Origin of the sequence: Pseudophaeobacter leonis, from assembly GCF_002087335.1 — a bacterium.
GTDB lineage: Bacteria > Pseudomonadota > Alphaproteobacteria > Rhodobacterales > Rhodobacteraceae > Pseudophaeobacter > Pseudophaeobacter leonis.
This window is the reverse complement of the sequence record NZ_MWVJ01000008.1, coordinates 80,225-104,435: the sequence shown is the minus strand read 5'-3', so window position 1 is coordinate 104,435 and position 24,211 is coordinate 80,225. Positions and strand designations below refer to the sequence as shown.

The window sequence follows — 24,211 nt, the reverse complement described above, 5'->3', positions numbered from 1 at the left end:
ACCTCTTTTGGCCACAGTCACGCCCATGATGGCGCAATACCTCGACATCAAGGCACAATATCCGGATGCGCTGCTGTTCTATCGGATGGGCGACTTTTACGAGATGTTCTTTGACGATGCGGTCAACGCCGCCGAAGCGCTGGATATTGCCCTCACCAAACGCGGCAAACACAACGATCAGGACATCCCCATGTGCGGCGTGCCCTTTCATGCGGCCGAAGGCTATCTGCTGACCTTGATCCGCAAGGGGTTTCGCGTCGCGGTGGGCGAGCAGCTGGAAACCCCGGCCGAAGCCAAAAAACGCGGTGGCAAATCCGTGGTCAAACGCGACGTGGTGCGTCTGGTCACCCCCGGCACCCTGACCGAGGACTCTCTGCTTGAGGCGCGGCGGCACAATTTCCTGGTCTCCTACTCCGAGCTGCGCGATGACGCTGCCCTGGCCTGGGCCGATATCTCGACCGGCGCGTTTCACGTGATGCCGATCAGCCGGGTGCGCCTGTCGCCAGAACTCGCCCGACTTGCGCCGTCAGAACTGATCGTGGCCGAGGGCGCGCCCTATGAGGCAGCCGCCGCGCTGGCCGATGAGTACAAAATCCCCCTGACCCCGCTGGGCAAAGCAAGCTTTGACAGCACGGCGGCCGAAAAGCGGATCTGCAACCTGTTTGCCGTGGGCGCTCTGGATGGGTTTGGCACCTTCAGCCGCGCCGAGGTCTCGGCCATGGGCGCGCTGATCGACTATCTTGAGATCACCCAAAAGGGCAAATTGCCGCTGTTGCAGCACCCTGTACAGGAATCTGAGGACCGTGTTGTACAGATTGATGCCTCAACGCGGGCAAGCTTGGAGCTCACACGCTCCCTTTCCGGTGCGCGGGCCGGATCACTCTTGGCGGTGATAGATCGCACCGTCACGCCGGGCGGCGCGCGTCTGCTAGAGCAGCGGCTTTCAAGCCCCTCGCGAAATCTGGATGTGATCAACGCACGGCTGGCCGCCCTTGATTTTGCGGTGGAACGCGACCAGCTCTGCGAAGAGATGCGCAGTGCCCTGCGCCAAACCCCCGATCTGGATCGCGCCCTGTCGCGACTGGCGCTGGACCGGGGCGGCCCCCGTGATCTCGCCGCCATCCGCAACGGGTTGGAACAGGCCAGCGCCATCGCCGCGCGTAACGCGCGTGAGGACCTGCCGCCGCTTATTTCCGAGGCAAGCAAAGACCTTACTGATTTTGACAGCCTGCTGGATCTGCTCGACGCTGCCCTGGTGGCCGAGCCACCGCTTTTGGCCCGTGATGGTGGCTTTATTGCCGCCGGCTATGATGATGAACTCGACGAGGCCCGCACCCTGCGCGACGAGGGGCGCTCGGTCATTGCTGCAATGCAACAGGATTATGCTGCTCATACCGGCATCGCCTCGCTCAAGATCAAACACAACAATGTACTGGGCTATTTCATCGAGACCACGGCAACCCATGCAGATAAGATGCTGTCGGCGCCGCTATCGGAAAAATATATCCACCGTCAAACCACCGCAAATCAGGTGCGCTTCACCACGGTAGAGCTCAGCGAAATTGAGACTCGGATCCTGAACTCTGGCAATCGCGCCCTCGAGATCGAAAAACGGCTCTATTCCGTACTTTCAAGCGCAATCCTGGACCAGGCAGCCCGTCTAAATGGTGCCGCGCGGGGCCTTGCAGAGCTGGATCTTCTCAGCGCCCTTGCAGATCTGGCACGTGGCGAAAACTGGGCCCGGCCCCGCGTCGACAACTCTCGCGCCTTTCAGATCGAAGGCGGACGCCATCCGGTGGTCGAACGCGCGCTGCGACAACAAGGCGGCGACAGATTTGTGGCCAATGACTGCGATCTGAGCGCCACCAAAGGCGCCGCAGTCTGGCTTTTGACCGGTCCCAACATGGCGGGTAAATCGACCTTTCTACGCCAGAACGCCCTGATCGCGCTGCTGGCGCAGATGGGCAGCTATGTGCCGGCAGAAGCCGCCCATATCGGTTTGGTCAGCCAATTGTTCAGCCGCGTTGGCGCCTCCGACGATCTGGCCCGCGGGCGCTCAACCTTTATGGTTGAAATGGTGGAAACCGCAGCGATCCTCAACCAGGCCGATGATCGTGCCCTGGTCATTCTGGATGAAATCGGCCGTGGCACGGCCACCTATGACGGGCTGTCTATCGCCTGGGCCACATTGGAACACCTGCACGAAGTCAACCAATCGCGCGCCCTGTTTGCCACCCATTACCACGAGCTGACCCAGCTTTCGAACAAACTGGCAGGCGTGGAAAACGCCACCGTCACGGTAAAGGAATGGGAAGGCGACGTGATTTTTCTGCATGAGGTCAAAAAAGGGGCCGCTGACCGCTCCTACGGGGTACAGGTGGCGCAGCTGGCCGGCCTGCCTGCCAGTGTGGTGGCCCGCGCCCGTGATGTGCTCGACATTCTTGAGAAAGGCAGCCGCGAGGGCGCAGGCGCAAAAATCCAGATCGACGATCTGCCGCTGTTTGCCGCCGCCCCACCGCCACAACCAAAACCAGCGGCAGGCCCCTCACCGCTGGAAGAGCTGCTTGGTGGCATCCACCCGGACGAGCTCACCCCACGTGAAGCACTTGATCTTCTCTACAAGCTAAAAGACGCGGCCACAGAATAAAAAACAGGCGGCCCATCCCGGAGCCGCCTTTTCATCTTGCCAAAAATACCTGCGCCGCAGGCACGGGCCCTCTGGGCCCGATAAACGTCAGCCCGCTGGTGTTGACGACACACCAACCTGCGCCGGGCGCAGCAAACGGTCGTGCAGCATGAAACCTTCACCTGAGACCTGAATGATATCGCCGGCCTTGGTTCCCGGAACAGGCGCTTCGAACATCGCCTCATGGAGCTGAGGGTCAAACCGGTCGCCAACCTGCGGTGAAACAATGCGCACGCCGTGTTTTTCAAACACTCCCAACAGGGCACGCATGGTCAACTCGACACCTTCGATCAGGGCAGAGGCAACCTCTTTCTGCTCATCTGTTGCTGACTCAACCGCGCGCTTGAGATTGTCAAACACCGGCAGCATGTCACGCGACAGCTTTGAGCCACCGTATTGTTCAGCCTCACGGCGGGCTTTGTCGCCGCGCCTGCGGGAGTTTTCAGCATCGGCCAGGGCGCGCACAAAGCGATCTTTGTACTCGTCCCGTTCGGCTCTCAGCTCATCAAGTTCAATCGCAGCATCGTCCATTCAGCATTTCCGCCGCCAGCTCTTCAGCTTCGACATTTGCGATATCGTCCAACAACTCGTCGTTTCTGGGCTCTGCCATTTTTCACCTCTAACTCCGGTCAGAAAGTAGCTTTCCAACCAATTGCGCCGTGTAGTCCACAATCGGCACAATCCGTCCGTAATTCAGGCGAGTCGGGCCAATCACCCCAACCGCACCAATGATCTTTCGATCCGAGTTCATATAGGGAGAGACCACCAAAGAGGAACCCGAAAGTGAGAAAAGTTTGTTTTCGGAGCCGATAAAAATGCGTACACCTTCACCGTCTTCGGTGAGTTCAAGGAATTCGGCGATATCTTGCTTGCGTTCGAGGTCATCAAACAGGTTTCGAATGAGGTCCAGCTCTGCTGCTGCCCCGCCCTCGCCCAAAAGATTCGCCCGTCCCCGCACAATGAGACGCGCCTTTTCGCTGCTGTCTTCTTCCCAGGCGGCTAGGCCGCTTTCAATCATGTCCTGCGCCAGCACATCAATCTCCTGACGACGGGCATCAATTTCCTTTTGCATATCGCGCCGCAAACCACCCAGGGTCCGCCCCTCGATCAGCGAATTGAGGAAATTGGCAGCCTCGCGCATCGAGCTGGGCGTCTGGCCGGGCGGCGGGCTGAACAGACGATTTTCAACTCGTCCATCCGAGAACACCAAAACCACCAAGGCACGGTCCTGCGCCAGCGAGACAAACTCAATATGCCGGATCTCTGCTTCGTGTTTCGGAGTCAAAACCAGGGAGGCGCCCGGGGTCACACCAGACAGCGCCGCGCCAACCCGGTCCAGCATACCACCAACGTCGCCTGCATTTTTCCCGAGGGTAGCATCAATCTTTTCTCGATCCCGCGACTTGAGGTCCTCGACCTCCAGCAACCCGTCAACAAACATCCGAAGCCCCATCTGGGTCGGGATACGCCCGGCGCTCACATGCGGGCTGTCCAGCAGGCCCAGATACTCCAGATCCTGCATGACATTGCGCACTGTCGCCGCACTGACCTTTTCGTTCAGCGACCGCGTCAGAGTCCGGCTGCCCACCGGCTCACCGCTTTCAAGATAGCTTTCGACAACCGTGCGAAACACCTCCCGCGAGCGGTCATTCATGTCATTCAGTATTTCTCTGGCATCGGTCATTTGCGTTTTTACGGTCAATTTCTGCAATGAGGGGAACCCATGCTCCAATTTGCATTAAAGAGCGATCAGGTAAAAGGTCAATCATGCTTGCATCCCCGCGGCCCCGGCGGCTATCGGAAGAGCAGCAAAAAAAGGATAGCCCATGCGACCCTCGAAAAGAGAACTAAACCAAATGCGCTCCGTGTCGATTGAGACCGGTTTCACCAAACATGCCGAGGGCTCTTGCCTGATCAAAATGGGCGATACGCATGTCCTGTGCAACGCAAGCCTCGAGCCACGGGTTCCGCCGTTTATCAAAGGATCCGGCCTTGGCTGGGTGACGGCAGAGTACGGCATGCTGCCCCGCGCAACCAATACCCGCATGCGCCGCGAAGCCGCGACAGGCAAACAGGGCGGTCGCACCGTTGAAATCCAGCGCCTTATCGGGCGTGCCCTGCGGGCCGGCGTTGACCGCGTTGCCCTGGGAGAGCGTCAGATCACCATCGATTGTGACGTGTTGCAGGCTGACGGCGGCACCCGTTGTGCCGCAATCACCGGCGGCTGGGTTGCCCTGCGTCTGGCCGTGAACAAGCTGATGAAAGCTGGCGACGTCAAAATTGATCCGCTGATGGACCCGGTCTCGGCTATCTCCTGTGGGATCTATGCTGGACAGCCCATTCTTGATCTCGACTACCCCGAGGATTCTGAAGCCGGCGTTGACGGCAACTTTATCATGACCGGCTCTGGCAAGCTGATCGAAGTGCAGATGTCCGCCGAAGGCTCGCTCTTTTCCCGCGACCAGATGAACATCCTGATGGATCTGGCCGAAAAAGGCACAGGCGAGCTCGCAGCGATGCAAAAGGCAGCCTGCGCATGAGCCGCAAATTCGACGGCAGCAAGCTGCTGTTCGCGACCCACAACAAAGGCAAGCTTGAGGAGATGGCGCATCTCCTCAAGCCCTTTGGTGTTGAGGTTGTGGGCGCCGCAGCGCTGGATCTGCCAGAACCCGAAGAAACCGAAGATACATTTGTTGGCAACGCCCGTATCAAGGCACATGCCGCAGCCAAGGCAACCGGCCTCCCTGCCCTGTCCGACGATTCTGGCATTACCATCGACGCGCTGAATGGTGCCCCTGGTGTATATACCGCTGATTGGGCCGAAACCGGCAATGGCCGCGATTTCGTGATGGCCATGACCCGCGCCAACAGCGAGCTCGACGCTCTTAACGCTGCGCACCCGCGCACCGCACAGTTCCGCTGCACATTGGTTCTTGCCTGGCCGGATGGCCATGACGAAGTCTTTGAGGGCGTAGCCCCTGGCCATCTGATTTGGCCGCTGCGCGGAGTGGACGGTTTTGGCTATGATCCGATGTTTGTGCCAGACGGCCATGAGGTGACATTTGCCGAGATGGATCGCGGAAAAAGAACAAGATCAGCCATCGCGCGAAAGCCGTTGAAGGTTTTATCAAGGGTTGCTTCAGTGGATGATTGGCGGCATGGGGGCTTTGGCCTATACGTACACTGCCCCTTCTGTCAGGCCAAATGCCCCTATTGCGACTTTAACAGTCACGTCACCGCCAATATCTACCAAAAGGCCTGGGTTAGAGCCTATTTGAACGAGTTGAAACGTGTCTCCCCACCGCTCTCTGGCCGGATTCTAAACTCAATTTTCTTTGGCGGCGGCACACCCTCGTTGATGATGCCTGAAACCGTCGCCGCCGTGATCGAGGCCGCACGTGAAATATGGCCCTTTGCCAATGATATAGAGATCACTCTTGAAGCCAATCCTGGCTCGGTTGAAGCAGCTCGTTTTGCCGGGTATCGCGATGCCGGCGTCAATCGGATTTCCATGGGCATACAGGCTCTCAACGATGAGGACCTGCGTCGGCTGGGTCGCATCCATTCCGTCTCTGAGGCCCGCGCGGCCTTTGACATTGCCCGAGATTGCTTTGATCGGGTTAGCTTTGATCTGATTTACGCCCGTCAGGGACAGGACCTGCAGCACTGGAAAAATGAGCTGTCCGAAGCCCTCAACATGGCGATTGACCATCTGTCCCTGTACCAGCTGACCATTGAAGAAGGCACCGCATTTGGCGACCGCTACGCGCGGGGCAAGCTGCGAAACCTGCCAACCGACGACACGGCCGCAGACATGTATCAGGCGACTCAGGATATCTGCGGCCCCCATGGCATGCCCGCCTACGAGATTTCAAACCATGCGCGCCCCGGCGAATCCCGCCATAACCAAATCTACTGGCGCTATGGCGACTACCTCGGGATCGGCCCCGGTGCGCTCGGACGTCTGCCACTCAATGGGCAGCGCTATGCCACCGAGACCCATCGCGCCCCCGGTGCCTGGCTCAAGGCCGTCTCAGAAGGATCAGGCGAAAGCCTGTGCCAGCCCCTACCCCGTGAAGACACCGCAATCGAGTACATGATGATGTCGATGCGCCTTCGCGAAGGCATGGACATCCCCCGCTACAGGGGCCTGTCTGGACAGGAATTGCCAGCCGAACGCCTTGAAGACCTTGTCAATCTTGGCATGGTAACTATCTCGGGTGACAGGCTTCAGGCTACAGATCAGGGGCGCGCCGTTTTGAACGCCATTCTCCGGGAACTCTTGGTAGATTAACCCTTTTGCAGATGGGATCAGACAGATGAGATTTCTCTACGCCGGCATCGGCATTCTGTCCCTCGGCCTGGCCCTGATCGGCGTGCTTCTTCCGCTTCTTCCGACCGTGCCATTTTTGCTATTGGCGACGTTCTGTTTTGCCAATTCATCGGAACGGCTGCATTCCTGGCTGATCTCTCACCGTACCTTTGGGCCGATGATTATGGACTGGAACGAGCGCGGCGCTATTCGGCCGGGCGCAAAAAAAGCGGCAACCGTTTCGATTGCCGCCGTCCTAATGCTGTCTTTTATCCTGGGCGCCCCAGCGCATGTGGTGGGCATTCAGATTGTCGTTCTGACAGCAGTCCTGACCTTTATCTGGACCCGGCCAAACTCCTGATTACTTGCTCAGGATATTGCAAAGCTCATCAAGCTGATCAAGACTGTCATAGCTGATCGTCACTGACCCGGATTCTCCACCTGCCTTGTGATCAATCGAGACTTTCATCCGCAAAATCGCTGACAGATCCCCTTCCAGTGCCTTGGTATCTGCATCTTTTTCTGCAGCACTGCGGGGTTTTCTGACAGCAGTTGGCTGAAGCCCCGCCGCGTCCTTTTTGACCAGTGCCTCGGTTGCCCTGACAGACAAGCCGCCTTTGACAATCTTGCTGGCCAGCTCAGAGGCATTGTCAGACGTGATCAGAGCGCGGGCATGACCCGCTGACAGCTTGCGCTCATGCACCAGGGTGCGCACATCTTCGGGCAGATGCAACAAGCGAACCAGGTTAGCAATATGGCTGCGGCTCTTCCCCAGAGCCTCTGCCATTTTTTCCTGAGTGTGGCCAAAGCGTTCCATCAGCTGCTTATAGCTATGCGCTTCTTCCATCGCGTTCAGATCGGAACGTTGAATGTTTTCAATGATGGCAACTTCCATCATCTCAACATCGGAATAGTCACGGATCAGCACGGGAACTTCATGAAGTTGTGCGGCCTGCGCCGCGCGCCAGCGCCGTTCACCAGCAACAATTTCATACATATCGCCGGGACGTGGACGCACGATCAGCGGCTGCAGAACGCCCTTTTCCTTAATGGACGCAGTTAGATCGTCCAGATCCTCCTGCAGGAACTGACGACGAGGCTGATCCGGGTTTGCGATAACCTTTTCAATCGGAACCAGAATTTCCGCATTGCGAGGGGATTGCACTTCTGTGCTCACCGGCTCTGGGTTCACATCCGCCATCAATGCTGACAGTCCACGCCCTAGGCCCCGAGGTTTAGTTTTCTTTTCAGACATATTCTGCTCCGCTGTCACGCTGCCACGTTCTGGTTGTTCGAAATCAACTCTTCTGCCAGCGACCGATAGGCCTTGGCTCCAAGAGAGTTGCTATCATAGTTAAGCACGGGCAGAGCATAAGAAGGTGCTTCACTGACACGTACATTTCGTGGGATCTTGGTTTTAAACACCAGTTCACCAAGATTGTCGCGCGCATCTTTCTCGACCTGCTGTGACAGGTTATTGCGGCGGTCAAACATGGTTAAGACAATACCCTCAATCCGCAAGTTTGGATTCGCGGATTGACGGACTTCCCGAATTGTCAAAAGCAGCTGCGACACACCTTCCAAAGCAAAGAATTCACTTTGCAGTGGAATCAGAACCGAATGCGCCGCGACCATTGCATTTACTGTCCAACGGTTAAGAGACGGAGGGCAGTCAATCAGCACATAATCCCACTCATACTCGTCCATGGCCGTCTGCCGCAAAGCATCATGCAAAAGATAGCTGCGTTTTTCATTGGCAAAAAGCTCGATATCAGCAGAGCTCAGATCAACAGTTGCCGGAATAATGCAAAGGTCTTCAATCTCAGTTGTCCGAATAACGTCACCTAACGGCGCATCGTCGACAAGAAGATCGTAGGTTGTTGCATCCCGATCCGCGCTGTCAATTCCAAGCCCGGTTGAAGCATTTCCCTGGGGATCAAGGTCAACAACAAGAACACGCAAACCGGTTTCAACCAAAGCTGCTGCAAGGTTTATGGTTGTTGTTGTTTTTCCCACTCCACCCTTTTGATTTGCAACCGCGATAATTCGTGGCCCCTCCGGGCGGGATAGATCAGACACGCGTGATTCCCTTGATCTTCAGAATAACTGCTTCAGTTTCAGTCAAACTTGTAATGGTTTCAACGTCAAATCGCCATCTCTTCGTTGCGGCATCGAATTCTTTTTTCCAACTTTCCCCTTTAGGAAAGAGCGCAACACCGCCATCAGCTAAATGTCGTTCAGCAAAGGCAAGCAATGTATCCAGATCCGCCACAGCCCGCGCAGACATGATTTGGGCACCAAGAGGTTCAACCTGTTCAATGCGCTTATTCAATACTGTAATTGACACACCACATTCCCGCGCTGCTGTCCTCAGAAAGGCAGATTTGCGCTGATCACTCTCAATAAGAGTGACTTTGGTATGAGGAGAGCGTTCGGCGGCCAGAATAGCGATCACGATACCAGGAAAACCGCCGCCGCTGCCAATATCCAACCAGCTTTCACCAATGTCCTTTGCGCAATCATAGACTTGGACAGAATCCGCGATATGCCTTTGCCACAGGTGGGGAAGACTGTTTTTGGACACCAAGTTGATACGAGGGTTCCACTTCAAAAGAACTTCCTCGAATTTCTTCAACCGTTCCATTGTTTCACGTGAAACACCCAGTTGCTCCGGGAGGTCCATTTGAGTCATGCGGTTTTCTCCTGAATTCTCTTATCTCTTCGCAATCTGGCCAGTATGAGAGCCAATCCTGCTGGCGTCATACCGCCAATTCGACTGGCCTTTGCAAGTGTTTCAGGGCGAGCCATGGCTAGCTTTTGCTTCAGCTCAGCAGAAAGGCCTTCGATAGCGCCGTAATCAAAACCCGTTGGAATGACATGTCCTTCATCCCGTTTTACTGCCGCGATCTCTTTTTCCTGACGTGCTATGTAGTGAACGTAAAGCGCATCCCGTTCCAGCTGACGCCGTATCTCTTCATCTGCAGCTTCGCAACTGGGCAAAAGCGGAATAAGATCGTCAAAACTGACGTCTGGAAAAGCAAGCACATCAAAGGCGCTGCGCTTATTTCCATCCTGATTGACATAGATCCCGGCTTGAGAAATTTGTTTTGGTGTAAAAATCGAAGATTCCAGTTCACTCCGGGTCTCTTGCAAGCGATCCCACTTTTCCTCGTAGGCAAAACGTCGGGTATCTGAAACGCACCCAGACCAATCGCCAGTGGCGTAAGCCTTTGGTCTGCATTATCCGCTCGTAAGGACAGGCGAAATTCAGCCCTGGAAGTGAACATACGATAGGGCTCTGTCACGCCGTGGGTGGTGAGGTCATCAACCATGACCCCAATATAGCTGTTTGATCGCCCAAACATCACCGGATCCCGCCCTAAACAGGAGCTGGCTGCGTTCAGTCCCGCAACCAACCCCTGGGCCGCCGCTTCTTCATAGCCGGTGGTGCCGTTAATCTGGCCTGCAAGATACAAACCGGGCACGTCCTTAAGCGCCAGTTCGAGCGTCAGCGCCCGTGGGTCGATGTAGTCATATTCGATGGCATAACCTGGCTGCAGGATAACGGCCTGTTCCAGCCCAACTATGGATTTAACATAGTCATTTTGCACATCGACCGGCAGGCTGGTCGAAATACCGTTTGGATACACCGTGTGATCATTTACACCTTCGGGTTCCAAGAATATCTGATGCGATGTCTTTTCGCCAAAGCGGACAATCTTATCCTCAATCGAGGGGCAATATCGCGGCCCGACACCGTCAATATGTCCGCCATACATTGCTGACCGTGTCAGATTTTCCCGAATGATATCATGGGTTTTTTCGTTTGTGTGGGTAATGCCACAGACAACCTGCTTTGCTGATATGCTCTTAGTCATAAACGAAAAGAAGGTCGGATCCTCGTCGCCCGGCTGGCCTTCCAGAATGTCCCAATTGATCGTCCGTCCATCCAGCCGCGGGGGTGTGCCGGTCTTGAGCCGCCCCATGGGAAGGTCAAAGCTATCAAGTCGCTCTGCAAGTTTGATCGACGGGCGATCTCCCATGCGGCCGCCCGGCTTTGACACGTCACCAATATGAATAATGCCACGCAGAAAGGTGCCAGACGTCAAAATGACTGTCTGACTGGGGATTTCACTGCCATCGGCCAAAACAACGCCAGAGACGCGTGATCCTGTCATCAAAAAGTCGGTCGCCTCCCCTTCTATGATCTCGAGATTAGGCTGTTCTTCGGTCGCTTTGAGCATTTCCCGGCGGTAGATGCTTCGATCTGACTGCGCCCGAGGCCCCTGGACTGCGGGACCTTTTCGGCGGTTCAGTAATCTGAATTGAATTCCTGCCAGGTCTGCCACACGGCCCATGACACCATCCATGGCGTCAATTTCTCTGACCAAATGCCCCTTACCCAATCCACCAATCGCTGGATTGCAAGACATTACACCAATGCCATCTCGCGTGAGAGTCACAAGAGCCGAGCGCACGCCCATACGGGCCGCGGCATGGGCGGCTTCTGTGCCGGCGTGACCGCCGCCAATAACCAGGACATCAAACTTTGAATGTTTCACGTGAAACACTCCTTACTTTCCAAGACAGAAACTAGAGAAAATCTCATCAAGGAGATTCTCAACACCGACGCGGCCAACAAGCATCTCGAGAGCCCGGATGGCCGACCGCATATCCTCGGCTGCTATATCATAAAACTCTGATCCACGCTCAAGAACCTTTTGAGCATCCTTAATGCTCGCCAAGGCCTGCATCATCATGTCGCGATGCCGAGCCCGGGTTGCAACCCCTACCTGTGTCGAGCGATCCTTCAGGACTTTGGAAATGTGCAGGACAAGGGCGTCGACCCCTTCGCCGGTTTTTCCAGAAATCGCCCCCTGGGTATCAGACAAAGTGTCAGCAAGGGTATCGGCCTTTGGTATCAGGCGTATGTCACCCGCGCGCATTTCGAGATCCAGGGAATCCGCGCGTTCAGCGAGAAAAACCCGGAGATCGGCATGCTCTGCGCGTTTACGCGCCAGTTCAATACCTATTCCTTCGACATGATCGTCGGTCTCTCTCAGGCCGGCTGTATCCAATAGCGTCACAGGCAACCCGCCAAGGTCCATACGAACCTCAATCACGTCGCGTGTCGTGCCGGCATATTCGGATGTAATCGCGGCTTCTCGTCCAGCTAAGGCATTGAGAAGAGTAGATTTTCCGACATTTGGCGCACCTATAATGGCAACTTCAAAGCCGTCCCGAATCCTCTCTGCTATTTTGACACCATCGGTTTCGCGTTGCAGATCGGTCGCAACACCCTCTAGCAACGCTGTTACCTCTGGGGTGACATCAACCGGAACGTCCTCGTCCGCGAAATCAATGGTCACCTCAATAAGCGAAGCTGCCCGTATCAAATCGATGCGCCAGCGTTCCGCCAATTGACCAACACCGCCAGACAAAACCACCTGCGCCTGTTTACGCTGCGCCTCGGTTTCAGCATCAATCAGATCTGCCAGACCCTCGACCTGAGCCAGATCCAACTTACCGTTTTCAAGCGCGCGTCTGGTAAACTCTCCGGGCTCGGCTAGGCGCAGATCCAGGGTCGCAGACAGAGTATCCAATACAGATGACACCACAGCGGTGCTTCCATGCACCTGAAATTCAACGATATTTTCGCCGGTAAAGCTGGCCGGCGCCTTGAAGGTCAGCACCAAAGCCTCGTCCAGATGATTGCCGTCCGCATCCCGTAGAATGCGCAGCCCCCGGCCCTTTTCGGGCAAAGGACGGTCACAGATCTGGTTCGCGGCCTCCAAGGCATTGGGTCCGGAAATGCGCACTACGGACACTCCGGCCTTCCCTTGGGCGGAGGCCAACGCAAAAATCGTATCCATGTTGGCCTTCCTTTTCAGCCAGCTGGGGTTTTAGGTGTTCATCGAATCAAAGAAATCAGAGTTTGATTTGGTTTGCTTCAACTTGCCCAGCAGGAATTCGACAGCATCGGTCGTGCCCATCGGGTTGAGGATCCGGCGCAGAACAAAGGTCTTGGCGAGATCGCCTTTGTCGACCAAAAGCTCTTCTTTCCGGGTGCCGGATTTGAGGATGTCGATCGCCGGGAACACACGTTTGTCGGCGATTTTACGATCCAGAACCAGTTCAGAGTTACCGGTACCTTTGAACTCTTCAAAGATGACCTCATCCATCCGGCTGCCGGTATCAATCAGCGCCGTTGCAATAATGGTGAGCGAGCCACCCTCTTCGATATTACGGGCAGCACCAAAGAAGCGCTTGGGACGTTGCAGCGCGTTTGCATCCACACCACCGGTCAGAACCTTGCCAGAGGACGGCACAACAGTGTTGAAGGCCCTACCAAGTCTTGTGATCGAGTCGAGCAAGATAACAACATCTCGCTTATGCTCGACCAAACGTTTGGCCTTTTCAATCACCATCTCTGACACAGCAACGTGACGTGTTGCAGGCTCATCAAAGGTAGAGGAGACAACCTCGCCCTTTACGGAGCGCTGCATGTCGGTGACTTCTTCGGGGCGTTCATCGATCAAAAGCACGATCAGATAGCACTCAGGGTGGTTCTTTTCGATCGAGTTGGCAATGTTTTGCAGGATCACGGTTTTACCGGTACGTGGCGGCGCCACGATCAGCCCACGCTGGCCTTTACCGATGGGTGCCACCAGATCAATGACGCGTGCGGTACGGTCCTTGATCGTTGGATCCTCAACTTCCAGCTTCAGGCGCTCATCAGGGTAAAGCGGCGTCAGGTTGTCAAAAGCGATCTTGTGGCGCGCCTTTTCAGGGTCCTCAAAATTGATCTTGGTGACGCTGGTCATGGCAAAATAGCGTTCTGCGTCCAGCGGCGCCTTGATCTGCCCCTCAATGGTGTCACCGGTGCGCAGCGAATGTTTGCGGATCATATCTGGCGAAACGTAGATGTCATCCGGACCCGGCAGATAGTTGGCCTCAGGCGAGCGCAGGAAACCGAATCCATCCTGAAGCACCTCAAGCACCCCATCGCCGCCGATCTCCCAGCCTTCATCCGCACGTTCGCGCAGGATCTGGAACATCATCTCGCCCTTGCGCATTGTCGAGGCGTTTTCGATCTCGAGCTCTTCGGCCATAGCCAGAAGGTTTTTAGGGCTTTGCGCCTTGAGATCAGAAAGATTTAGGGAGTCGACGGTCATCAATATATGGCCCTTATGCCCCGGCTATTCAGGGAGAGGTTTTTTACAAAGTTCGGAGAACACGGATGCCCGGACGGGCGCGTTGGAGGCCATACATAGGGGCAGAGGCTGTGTAAGTCAAACAAAGTAACCAATGGCGCCTTACGACCCTCTCAGCCGCCTCAGATCAAATCTCTGCTACGATAGCGGGCCAAAGCCGCCCAGAGTCAGAACTTCCAGTGTCAGAACTTGAAGATCACAGAAACGACGATCACCACCATCAGCAAGGTCGGCACCTCGTTCATCATGCGAAAGCGCCGGCCAGAGAGCGCGTTCTCCCCAGCAGAAAACGCCCGCTGACGCTGCAAAAGCCAATAGTGGAACCAGGTCATGCCAATCACCGCTACAGCCTTGCTCCAGGGCCACAGATCGCTCCAGTCGACTATTCCCGGCGTAAACACCATGAACAGCCCGGCACCCCATGTGACCATCATTGCAGGCCGCATGATCAAACGATGCAGTTTGTCCTCCATGGTGACAAAGATCGCCAGGCTTTCAGGAACCTTCTCAGCCTGCTCCACGTGATACACAAACAGACGTGGGAGATAGAACAGACCCGCCATCCAGCTGAGCACTGCCATGATGTGCAGGGATTTCGCATAGGGGTACAGGATGTACATCCAGTCTGTCAGGTCCATAGGTCTGTCTCTTTGCTCTGATTGGTCACCCTTATAATAATAAAGAAAGATTTAAAGGATGATGTTTTTGTAGGGACAAGGATTTCGGTGGATTATTGACTCCCTCACGGGTTTATCCCCACGGGCATAACTTTGCGGCAAAGTACCTGCCTTATTGATGACACTTTGGTTAACACGCCTAAAAATAAGGAAAATTAAGGTTTTGTTAATGAAGATTACTATGGGGATAACCTTTGGAGGAATCGTGGAGATCGCAGATATCCCGTCTTGCAAAGTTATCCCTATCCCCCGAGGAGGAATCAGCGCGCAGTTCCGTGGAATTCCGGTTTTTCCTGTGCACTTGCCAAAACCGGGAAAAACCATACAAACCATCCTACTAACTTGTGCATCTTTTCCATGGGGTTTTCCACATGTCTGCCCACATCCTGTTGGCCTCTGGCTCTCAGATCCGTGCTCAGCTTTTACGACAGGCAGGGGTGCCGTTTGAGGTAGCCGTTGCCCGTGTGGATGAAGAGGCGATCAAGGCGGCTCTTCTGGCCGAAGGCGCCAGCCCGCGCGACATTGCGGATGCCCTGGCCGAGGCAAAGGCCCGCAAGGTGAGCCTGAAAAAACCCGGCCCGCTGGTTTTGGGCTGTGATCAGGTCCTCGACTTTGAGGGCCAGCTTCTGTCCAAACCAAAAACCCCCGAAGAGGCATTGGCGCAGCTTAGCGCGATGCGCGGCAAACGTCACATGTTGTTGTCCGCAGCCGTTATATACCGCGATGGCGAGCCGATCTGGCGTCACGTGGGACAGGTTCGCCTGCGGATGCATGACTGTTCTGACGGCTACCTCTCTTCTTATGTGACGCGAAACTGGCAGAGCATCCAGGACGCAGTTGGCGGCTATAAGCTCGAAGAAGAGGGGGTTCGCTTGTTTTCCAACATAGAAGGCAGCTACTTTAACGTTTTAGGACTACCTCTGGTGGAGCTGCTCAACTACCTGGGACTACAGGGAGTAATCGAACAATGAGTGATAACAAAATTCCTCTGGCCGGTGTCATTGGCTGCCCTGTGGCGCATTCCAAATCGCCGCAGTTGCAACGCCACTGGCTGACGGCCCATGGCATCGCCGGACATTACGTGCCGATGCATGTGGAGCCTGAGGATTTGGAAACGGTGATCCGCACCCTGCCCAAGGCAGGGTTTGTCGGCGCCAATGTGACGATTCCGCATAAAGAGGCGGTGATGGACATCGCGGATAAGGTGACTGACCGGGCCAAGCTCATGGGGGCGGCCAACACCATGATCTTTCGCAGTGATGGCAGTATTCTTGCCGACAACACCGATGGCTATTGCTTTATCAAAAACCTGCAGCAGGGCGCGCCGGATTGGGATCCTGCCAGTGGTCCGGCCGTGGTTTTGGGCGCGGGCGGCGCCTGCCGCGCGGTTGTGGCCTCCTTGTTAGAGTCGGGCACGCCTGAAATCCTGCTGACCAACCGCACCCGCGGTCGCGCAGAACAGCTGCAAAAGGAATTTGGCAAACGCATTCGGGTGGTTGATTGGGTTAAGGCGGGCAATATCATCGCAGAAGGTATCCTGTTGGTCAACACAACCTCGCTGGGGATGGTTGGCAATCCGCGTCTGCGGGTGCCGCTGGCCGGGCTGCGCCCTGATATGGTGTTCACCGATCTGATTTATACCCCAATCAAAACCGATCTGTTGCAAACCGCCGATGAGGTGGGCTGTACCGTGGTTGATGGGCTTGGCATGTTGTTGCATCAGGCGGTACCAGGGTTTGAACGTTGGTTCGGCCAGCGCCCGGATGTGGATGATGCCACCCGCGCGGCCGCCCTCGCATGACCTTTCTTCTTGGGCTGACGGGCTCCATTGGCATGGGCAAAAGCACCACGGCCGGCTTCTTTGCGCAGGCGGGCTGCGAGATCTGGGATGCCGATGCCGCGGTGCACCGGATCTATGCCCAGGGTGGCGCTGCGATTGCAACCGATGCAAAAGGCTTTTCCAGCCGCCGTTATTGACGGCGCGGTCAGCCGGGACGCGCTGAAACAGATCCTGGCTGCGGATCCTGCGCTGTTCAGCCAGCTCGAGGCGATTGTGCATCCGCTGCTGGCGGCAGACCGCAAGTCGTTTCGCGACGTTGCCAAAAGCGATATTCTGGTCTTTGACATCCCGCTTTTGTTTGAAACCGGCGGCGAGGCTGCAATGGATGCGGTCGTTTGCGTTCGGGTCGATGCAGCGACGCAGCGCGACCGGGTGATGCAGCGGGGCACGATGACAGAGGCTCAGTTTGAACAAATCCTGGCGAAACAGATGCCCATTGACGAAAAATGCGCCCGCGCCGATTTTGTCATCGAAACGGATACGCCGGACCATGCCCGCGCGCAGGTAGAAACTGTGTTGCAGCAAATCAGAAAAACACTGCCGCCAGAGACTAAAAACAAAGAGGCACAGCCTGATGCGTGAAATTGTCCTCGATACCGAGACCACTGGTTTTGATCCCTTTTCCGGCGACCGCATTGTCGAGATCGGTGCGGTTGAGCTGTTCAATCACATGCCCACCGGTGAGACCTACCATGTCTATATCAACCCCGAGCGCAGCATGCCGCAGGAAGCCTTTGGCGTGCATGGCATTGGTCCTGACCTGCTGGAGCCGCCACAACGGCCGGAAAAAGGCCAGGTCACGCTGCGCGAAAGGCCGGTCTTTTCCAAGTTCGGCCAGAGCTTTCTTGATTTTGTCCGCGATTCCAGAATGGTGATCCACAACGCCAGCTTTGATATGAAGTTCCTTAACGCGGAACTTGGCTGGATAAACCTGCCGCAATTGCCGATGGATCAGGCCCTGGATACGCTGGCAATCGCGCGCAAACGCTTTCCCGGCTCGCCTGCCACGCTGGATGCCTTGTGCCGCAGGTTCAATATCGACAACAGTAACCGGACTCTGCACGGTGCTCTGCTCGATTCCGAAATCCTCGCCGAGGTTTATCTCGAACTGATAGGCGGCCGGCAGCCGGACTTTGGTCTGTCCACCACATCCAGTGGCGGCGGGCAACAGATAAGCGATGACTGGCGCCCTGCCCCGCGGCCCAATCCGCTGCCATCCCGGCTGACAGCAGCGGAGACAGAGGCGCATGAGGCTTTTGTGGCCAAACTGGGCGACGAGGCGTTGTGGAATCAGAACAGCAGCTAGGCCCGTTGATCTATAGAATAAAAAACGGCCGCTGAATTCTCTCAGCGGCCGTTTTTATCAGGTGGTCTTGCAGATTACTGCTGTGGTGCGGCCTCGGCCTGACGGCGGGCCAGCTCATTGCGGTAGATCGCAACAAAATCGATATTGTCGAGGTTCAGAGGTGGGAAGCCGCCATCGCGGGTCACGTCTGAAACGATGCGACGCAGGAACGGGAAGGTCATGCGGGGGCATTCGATCAACAGGAAGGGGTGGATCTGATCTTCGGGAACACCAGAGATGTTGAACACACCGACATATTCCAGCTCAAGCACAAACAGAACGTCGCCGCCCTCTTTGTTTTTGGCTCGATGTTCAGCTTGGTCATGACCTCATACTGGTTTTCAGTTGAGCGCTTTTTGGCGTCGAGATTGACCGAAACATTGACGTCGGGCTGAACTTCGCCACCGGCACCTTTTTGCGCCATGACGTTTTCAAACGACATGTCCCGGATGTACTGACCCAGGATATTCATTTGGACTTGGGGCTGCTGCGCGCCCTCGGTTGTACCATTTTCGGCCATTGAGATACTCCTAAAAATTAGCTTGACCCGTGCTTATCAGCTTGGATCGGGTATCTCAACGGTTACGGGTAACTGCAGTTGCACGAAGGCCTATTTCGGCCCTTCCACCCAGCCAGAGGGCTTTGCTGTGGGGCGTTTGGGAGTGACCTCTTCAAAATCGCCGTCAATAATGTCGCCACTGCCCGCAGGCCCGCGCCCCTGCCCGCCTGGGTGCGGGCCGCCCGGGTACTGCCCGCCTGGATACTGCCGCCCCTGCATTGTGCCCGGCCCCATCTGGAACTGCGCCACGGTGACCTTTTTTCTTAGGTAGCGGTAAACAGCCATGCGGACCGGTGGCACCAGCAGCGCAAAACCGATCGCATCGGTGAAAAATCCCGGCGTCAGCAGCAGTGCTCCGGCAAACAGGATCATGGCGCCATGGGCCAGCGGCTCGGCCGGGTCTGACAGGGTTTGGAACGAGTTGCGCATCTGCCCCAGAGCCAGTCTACCCTGCGATCGCACCAGCGAGGTGCCCAGAATCGCGGTCAGCACAACAATGGCTAGGGTGGGCCACAGGCCAATGGCATCCCCGACCTGGATAAACAGGCCGATTTCAATAAGGGGCACCATCAGAAAGGCGATGAAAAGATACATTTGACGGTTTCCTCTGATCTTTCGCTGTACGGTAGACTTGCTACCCCTGACCCCCTACATAAGGACAGACCGCCCGGGTTTCAAACCGGGCATGAATACCCAATGAGAGGTTCTTATGGAGTCGCCCTTGATTCAGCTTTTGGTTTTAGCCGGTATTGCGGTGTTTTTGATCCTGCGTCTGAAAAGCGTTTTGGGCACGCGTGAAGGGTTTGAAAAGCCGGCCGCAGCCCCCACCGAAAAGCGCAGCAGTCGCCCCGATTTTGAAGTGATCGAAGGCGGACCCGACCGCGATATCACCGATTATGTCGAAGAGGGCTCTGTTCAGGCCACGGCCCTGTCGGCGATGAAGCGCGCTGAGCCTTCGTTCCAGGTGGGCGAATTTGTTCAGGGTGCCCGCAGCGCCTATGAAATGATCCTGATGGGATTTGAACGCGGCGAGCTGGATAATCTTCAGGGCTTTCTGGCCGAAGATGTCTTTGACAGCTTTGTTGACGCGGTGGCACAGCGCGAAGATCAGGGTCTGACCATCGAGGCAGAGTTTATCGGCGTGCGTGAAACCGCTGTGATAAATGCCAGCTTTGATGAAACCACCCGGGTCGCCGAAGTGACCATGCGGTTTGTCGCTGAGCTGACCTCGGTTGTGCGCAACCGCGACGGCGAGATTGTCGAGGGTGATCCAAAAGCCGTGAAACGTCAAAAAGACATCTGGGTCTTTGCCCGCAGCATGGGTGCTGACGATCCGAACTGGCAGTTGGTGGCTACGGACGGATGATTGCAGGGCTCCGGGATTTTTTCCGGGCAGCGGCACTTGCGGGGGCTGCCATGACGGCTCCGGCCGCAGGGGCCGAGACGACCTACAAAATGCTGGACTTCTCTCAGCTCAGGGGCTGGGAGGAGGATAATCACGCCGCCGCGCTTAAGGTGTTTCTTGAGACCTGCGCCGATCTGAAAGATCAGGACTGGCAAAACCTATGTGCCCTGGCGCAATCAAACGCACCTACCCTAACAGGAGCTGAGGGAGAGAAGGCCGCCCGCAGCTATTTTGAGCTGTTTTTTCGCCCCGTCCTGATCGAGGATGGCGCCCCTGCCCTGTTCACCGGCTATTTTGAGCCAGAGCTGGATGGCGCGCGCTATCGCTCGGCACGCTACCGATATCCGGTCTACAAGATGCCGCCAGAGGCCAAACGCAGCAATCCCTGGCTGCCCCGCAGCGATATCCTGAATGGCGATGTGATGCGCGGGCGAGGTCTGGAGATCGCCTGGGTTGATGATCCAGTAGAGTTATTTTTTCTGCAAATTCAGGGATCTGGCCGTATTCGTCTGAATGACGGCAGTACCATTCGGGTCGGGTATGGCGGCGCCAATGGTCATCCCTACCGCTCTGTCGGGGCAGAGATGGTGCGGCGTGGCATCTACAATGCGCATCAGGTCAGCGCGCAGGTGATCAAGGCCTGGGTGCGGCGCAACCCCATTGATGGCGCCGAGCTGCTGCTGCACAATCCATCCTATGTGTTCTTTCGCGAGATTCGCAAAATTCGTCCCTCAAAAGGGCCGTTTGGCGCGATGAACCGGTCGGTGACAACGCTGCGCAGTCTGGCGGTCGATCCAAAATACACTCCTCTTGGGGCGCCGGTCTGGTTGGAAAAGGATGGCGAGACGCAGATGCGGCGGCTGATGATCGCACAGGACACGGGATCAGCCATCAAAGGCGCGCAACGGGCAGATATTTTCTATGGCACCGGCGATAGCGCTGGCCAGGCAGCCGGACGTCTGCGAGACCCTGGCCGCATGGTGGTTCTGCTGCCAATCCAACGCGCCTTTGCGCTTTTGCCGGATGAGTTTTGATGAGCAGGCGTAAACTTTCCTCCGAGGAAATCGATCTTTGGCATCAGGTGGTGGCCCATGCCGAGAGGCTGCATCCTGGCAGCCATTCGCACCCCCCACCCCTGCCGCTGCCAAAGCCGAAACCCGCCAAGACACCGCAGCCGAGGCTGGAAAAGTTCGACCTCGGCAGCCATGCCAAGTCGAAACCCATGAAACATGATCTGAAACCGGCGCTGGCGATGTCTCTTGCCTCCAGCCCGGTGCAGATGGATGAAAAGGCCTTTCGCCGGATGAAGCGCGGCAAGCTCAGGCCAGAGGGCAAGCTTGACCTGCATGGGATGCGGGTGGATGGCGCGCATCCGGCTCTTAACCGGTTCATCCTGACGGCGCAGGCCTCAGGCAAACGTCTCGTTTTGGGGGTGACGGGCAAGGGCAAGGATCGTGATGTTCCCGGCCCAATGCCGGTGCCACGCGGTATACTGCGGCATCACGTGCCTCAATGGCTGGCGCTGCCGCCACTGGCGCAGGCGGTTCTGCAGGTCACTCCCGCCCATGTGAGCCATGGGGGAGAAGGCGCTTACTACGTTTATCTGCGGCGTAGCCGATAGCGGTGTCGTTTACCGTCGCAACGTTGCAACGGGGGTCACCGAAACCCCGGTAACCTGGCCTGTCCGCAGAATAGTTCCCGGAAGAAAATCATTCACTGATAGTTTAGCATTGCCTTTCTGAAAGGCTTCTGCCGTTTCACGGGCCGAGTTGAAGAGTGACAAGAGCGCTGGTGAGGTCGCGGCGACAAAGTGCCCGGATTCTGCATTATTGGAAAATTGCGTGGTATCACTGATGTCGATGGGCATGTCCGACACCAGGTCGAGCGAGCTGAGACTGCCGAGGCGTTCGCGACACCTATAGTCGCGAATCCGCCGCGAGAGATTCAGAATGGTATCCTTACGGGACACCAGCACCAAAAAGGGTTGTGGCACCTTTTCAAACCGGCGCATCTGACTGCGAAAAACATCAATGTCCAGGTCCGGAGACATCAGAACAACGCCGCCAAGGTTTCGTTCTGACCAGTTGGGAGACTTAATTTCAATTTGTCGCAGGGTTTCCATGGCCAGCATAGATCCCATTGAATGGGCCACCAGGACGATGCGATTGGCACCTGCCTTTTTTAAGTGCCGCAACAGATTTTCTAACCCGTCACGGGCAAAAAGAATGCTGTCGGCATCATAGGCATAGCCCAGAGGACTGCCGAGGCTGGGCCAGGAATAGATCACCGTGGCACCAGGGGTCTCGAGGTCATATGTCAGCTGGGCTGCACGAAAGACAGTTTCAGCCTGGGTAGAGTTGAAGCCATGCACAAATACGATGACATCGCGTTCATTGCGGGGAAAACTGCGCACCTCGTCCTGCAAACGTGCATCAAAATCAGAGGTCTTCTCAAACCTATGGCGCGCTGCCATCGTGAACTGGGTATAGGGATCCGGTTCGGCATAGCTAAATTCCAATGTCCCGGGGGTATGATTGGGCGGGATGGAAACCGTGAGCTCTAACAAACTATAGTCGTCAGTGCGTTGCGGCCCAAATGTCCCATCCTCATGGCGGGATCGGTTGGTGGCGGCAAAAATGGGCTTTTACGGGCCAATTTCCAAGGCTTCTGGGGTGACCGGCGACAAGCTGCGATCCGTACACCCCAGTAGCAAAAGAAGGCAAACACCGGTCAAAATACGCGTAACTGACATGGACACTTCCTGTGACACTTCCTGTTTGGTCTGACCGCAAGGTACTCTGCTCGCGGCCAGTTGGAAACTGGAGGTTTGTCCTCAGTGTCTATTAGCGTCCAAGGGGCCGGTCAGAGCACATAGCGGCTCAGATCGCTCTTGCTTGCCAGCTCACCCAGATGTTTGCCGACATAAGCCGCATCGATGGAGATTTTCTCGCCGCCGCGATCCGGGGCGGTAAAGGAAAGCTCCTCAAACACCCGTTCGATCACTGTATACAGTCGACGCGCCCCAATGTTTTCCACCGAATGGTTTACCTCGGCTGCGATTTTGGCCAGAGCGGCGATACCGTCCGTGGTAAAGGTCACGTTGACATCTTCTGTGCTCATCAGAGCGGTATATTGCAGCGTCAGCGCGTTGTCGGTTTCAGTCAGAATGCGGACAAAATCCTTTTCGCTGAGGGCGCGCAGATTGACCCGGATCGGCAGGCGACCCTGCAGGTCTGGCAGCAGGTCCGAAGGTTTGGCAATGTGAAAGGCACCGGAGGCAATGAACAGGATATGGTCGGTTTTTACGGATCCATATTTGGTGCTGACCGTGGTGCCTTCGATCAGGGGTAACAGATCGCGCTGGACGCCCTCGCGGCTGACATCGCCGCCGCGGGCATCCGAACGGGCGCAGACCTTGTCGATTTCATCCAGAAAGACAATGCCGCTTTGCTCGACGGATTCGATGGCGTTGCGGGTGACAATTTCGTCATCCAGCAATTTGTCGGCCTCATCACTGACCAGCACATCATAGCTTTCGGATACGGTCATTTTCTTACGAACGGTGCGGCCGCCCATGGCCTTGCCAAGCAGATCCCCGATATTGAGCATGCCCATATTGCCGCCCTGCTGGCCGGGCATGTCGAACATCTTGTCCATCGGGTTGGAGGTGTCGGCCACATCCAGCTCGATCAGAGCGTTGTCCAGCTCACCCGCTTTCAGCTTCTTGCGGAAAATCTCGCGGGTGGTTCCCCGGGCGTCCTCGCCGGCAAGGGCCGTGATGACGCGATCTTCAGCCGCCTTTTTTGCCTTGGCGTTGACGTCGTTGCGCATAAAGTCCCGGGTCTGGACGATGGCGGTGTCCACCAGATCGCGGATGATCTGTTCCACGTCGCGCCCGACATAGCCGACTTCGGTGAATTTGGTGGCCTCGACCTTGATAAAGGGCGCCCTGGCCAGTTTTGCCAGCCGGCGAGAGATTTCGGTTTTGCCAACGCCGGTGGGGCCGATCATCAGAATGTTCTTTGGATAGACCTCATCACGCAGATCATCCGACAGTTGCTTGCGGCGCCAGCGATTGCGCAGGGCCACCGAAACAGCGCGTTTGGCATCGTTCTGGCCAATGATAAAGCGGTCCAGTTCAGAGACGATTTCACGGGGGGTCAAGTCAGTCAT

The 24,211-nt window shown here is 56.3% G+C and carries 20 protein-coding genes and 5 pseudogenes; 12 read left to right on the top strand and 13 right to left on the bottom strand.

What is annotated here, in order from left to right; all coding sequences use genetic code 11:
* Positions 1-25 precede the first annotated feature (25 nt).
* A complete protein-coding gene (gene mutS / locus B4968_RS04040) occupies positions 26-2,647 on the top strand; it encodes a DNA mismatch repair protein MutS (RefSeq protein ID WP_173907529.1) in 2,622 nt (873 codons plus the stop codon).
* Positions 2,648-2,734: 87 nt separating this feature from the next.
* Here the strand turns inward: mutS and B4968_RS04035 are convergent.
* A pseudogene (locus B4968_RS04035) lies at positions 2,735-3,296 on the bottom strand (nucleotide exchange factor GrpE).
* Between the two features lie 9 nt (positions 3,297-3,305).
* A complete protein-coding gene (gene hrcA / locus B4968_RS04030) occupies positions 3,306-4,370 on the bottom strand; it encodes a heat-inducible transcriptional repressor HrcA (RefSeq protein WP_083096903.1) in 1,065 nt (354 codons plus the stop codon).
* Positions 4,371-4,512: 142 nt separating this feature from the next.
* Here hrcA and rph point away from each other — a divergent pair, with 142 nt between their 5' ends.
* The 4 genes and pseudogenes from rph (at position 4,513) to B4968_RS04015 (ending at position 7,359) form a co-directional block, all read left to right on the top strand.
* Positions 4,513-5,226, top strand: a complete 714-nt coding sequence (gene rph / locus B4968_RS04025; protein ID WP_083096843.1) for a ribonuclease PH — start codon at positions 4,513-4,515, stop codon at positions 5,224-5,226.
* Positions 5,223-5,714, top strand: a pseudogene (locus tag B4968_RS22950) (non-canonical purine NTP pyrophosphatase); the annotation flags it as partial. The gene rph and the pseudogene B4968_RS22950, both read left to right, overlap by 4 nt.
* A gap of 114 nt (positions 5,715-5,828) precedes the next feature.
* A complete protein-coding gene (gene hemW, locus B4968_RS04020) occupies positions 5,829-6,980 on the top strand; it encodes a radical SAM family heme chaperone HemW (RefSeq protein WP_139792564.1) in 1,152 nt (383 codons plus the stop codon).
* A 25-nt stretch (positions 6,981-7,005) separates the two neighbouring features.
* Complete coding sequence (locus B4968_RS04015) at positions 7,006-7,359, top strand: YbaN family protein (protein WP_083096837.1); 354 nt, start codon at positions 7,006-7,008, stop codon at positions 7,357-7,359.
* Here B4968_RS04015 and B4968_RS04010 read toward each other — a convergent pair whose 3' ends face one another.
* From B4968_RS04010 to B4968_RS03980, 7 genes and pseudogenes are all read right to left on the bottom strand, one after another.
* On the bottom strand, positions 7,360-8,253 hold the full coding sequence (locus B4968_RS04010) for a ParB/RepB/Spo0J family partition protein (RefSeq protein WP_083096900.1): 894 nt from the start codon (positions 8,251-8,253) through the stop codon (positions 7,360-7,362).
* A gap of 14 nt (positions 8,254-8,267) precedes the next feature.
* On the bottom strand, positions 8,268-9,077 hold the full coding sequence (locus B4968_RS04005) for a ParA family protein (protein WP_083096834.1): 810 nt from the start codon (positions 9,075-9,077) through the stop codon (positions 8,268-8,270).
* Positions 9,070-9,690 carry a 16S rRNA (guanine(527)-N(7))-methyltransferase RsmG gene (gene rsmG, locus B4968_RS04000; RefSeq protein WP_083096831.1) on the bottom strand — a complete coding sequence of 207 codons (621 nt, stop codon included), beginning with the start codon at positions 9,688-9,690 and terminating at the stop codon, positions 9,070-9,072. Before rsmG ends, B4968_RS04005 begins: the two co-directional genes overlap by 8 nt.
* A pseudogene (gene mnmG / locus B4968_RS03995) lies at positions 9,687-11,560 on the bottom strand (tRNA uridine-5-carboxymethylaminomethyl(34) synthesis enzyme MnmG). The gene rsmG and the pseudogene mnmG overlap by 4 nt, the downstream one beginning before the upstream one ends.
* A gap of 12 nt (positions 11,561-11,572) precedes the next feature.
* A complete protein-coding gene (gene mnmE / locus B4968_RS03990) occupies positions 11,573-12,871 on the bottom strand; it encodes a tRNA uridine-5-carboxymethylaminomethyl(34) synthesis GTPase MnmE (RefSeq protein WP_083096828.1) in 1,299 nt (432 codons plus the stop codon).
* Between the two features lie 30 nt (positions 12,872-12,901).
* Positions 12,902-14,173 (bottom strand): transcription termination factor Rho, encoded by a 1,272-nt coding sequence (rho, locus tag B4968_RS03985; protein ID WP_083096826.1) that lies wholly within the window; start codon positions 14,171-14,173, stop codon positions 12,902-12,904.
* 221 nt (positions 14,174-14,394) lie between these two features.
* Complete coding sequence (locus B4968_RS03980; RefSeq protein ID WP_083096823.1) at positions 14,395-14,850, bottom strand: CopD family protein; 456 nt, start codon at positions 14,848-14,850, stop codon at positions 14,395-14,397.
* A gap of 410 nt (positions 14,851-15,260) precedes the next feature.
* Between B4968_RS03980 and B4968_RS03975 the strand changes: the two genes are divergently transcribed.
* The 4 genes and pseudogenes from B4968_RS03975 to dnaQ all read left to right on the top strand — a co-directional run bounded on the left by B4968_RS03975 (position 15,261) and on the right by dnaQ (position 18,035).
* Complete coding sequence (locus B4968_RS03975; RefSeq protein WP_083096897.1) at positions 15,261-15,860, top strand: Maf family protein; 600 nt, start codon at positions 15,261-15,263, stop codon at positions 15,858-15,860.
* Positions 15,857-16,690, top strand: coding sequence for a shikimate dehydrogenase (locus B4968_RS03970; protein WP_083096820.1), 834 nt, complete (start codon positions 15,857-15,859; stop codon positions 16,688-16,690). Before B4968_RS03975 ends, B4968_RS03970 begins: the two co-directional genes overlap by 4 nt.
* Positions 16,687-17,311, top strand: a pseudogene (gene coaE / locus B4968_RS03965) (dephospho-CoA kinase). The gene B4968_RS03970 and the pseudogene coaE overlap by 4 nt, the downstream one beginning before the upstream one ends.
* Positions 17,304-18,035 (top strand): DNA polymerase III subunit epsilon, encoded by a 732-nt coding sequence (gene dnaQ, locus B4968_RS03960; protein ID WP_083096818.1) that lies wholly within the window; start codon positions 17,304-17,306, stop codon positions 18,033-18,035. The pseudogene coaE and the gene dnaQ overlap by 8 nt, the downstream one beginning before the upstream one ends.
* Before the next feature lie 74 nt (positions 18,036-18,109).
* On the opposite strand, the pseudogene secB reads toward dnaQ, so the two are convergent.
* Both secB and B4968_RS03950 read right to left on the bottom strand, forming a co-directional pair.
* Positions 18,110-18,594, bottom strand: a pseudogene (secB, locus tag B4968_RS03955) (protein-export chaperone SecB).
* 90 nt (positions 18,595-18,684) lie between these two features.
* The gene (locus tag B4968_RS03950; RefSeq protein WP_083096815.1) at positions 18,685-19,227 is read right to left on the bottom strand and encodes an FxsA family protein; all 543 of its coding nucleotides are present in this window, start codon (positions 19,225-19,227) and stop codon (positions 18,685-18,687) included.
* 115 nt (positions 19,228-19,342) lie between these two features.
* On the opposite strand from B4968_RS03950, the gene B4968_RS03945 reads away from it, so the two are divergent.
* From B4968_RS03945 to B4968_RS03935, 3 genes are read left to right on the top strand one after another with little or no spacing between them, the layout of a single operon-like run.
* Positions 19,343-19,999, top strand: coding sequence for a Tim44/TimA family putative adaptor protein (locus B4968_RS03945; RefSeq protein WP_083096812.1), 657 nt, complete (start codon positions 19,343-19,345; stop codon positions 19,997-19,999).
* Positions 19,996-21,072, top strand: coding sequence for a murein transglycosylase A (gene mltA, locus B4968_RS03940; RefSeq protein ID WP_083096801.1), 1,077 nt, complete (start codon positions 19,996-19,998; stop codon positions 21,070-21,072). The genes B4968_RS03945 and mltA overlap by 4 nt, the downstream gene beginning before the upstream one ends.
* Positions 21,072-21,659, top strand: a complete 588-nt coding sequence (locus tag B4968_RS03935; RefSeq protein WP_083096798.1) for a Smr/MutS family protein — start codon at positions 21,072-21,074, stop codon at positions 21,657-21,659. The genes mltA and B4968_RS03935 overlap by 1 nt, the downstream gene beginning before the upstream one ends.
* A gap of 9 nt (positions 21,660-21,668) precedes the next feature.
* Here B4968_RS03935 and B4968_RS03930 read toward each other — a convergent pair whose 3' ends face one another.
* Both B4968_RS03930 and hslU read right to left on the bottom strand, forming a co-directional pair.
* Complete coding sequence (locus B4968_RS03930) at positions 21,669-22,556, bottom strand: alpha/beta hydrolase (RefSeq protein ID WP_241525535.1); 888 nt, start codon at positions 22,554-22,556, stop codon at positions 21,669-21,671.
* Between the two features lie 344 nt (positions 22,557-22,900).
* Positions 22,901-24,211 (bottom strand): ATP-dependent protease ATPase subunit HslU, encoded by a 1,311-nt coding sequence (gene hslU / locus B4968_RS03925; protein WP_083096796.1) that lies wholly within the window; start codon positions 24,209-24,211, stop codon positions 22,901-22,903.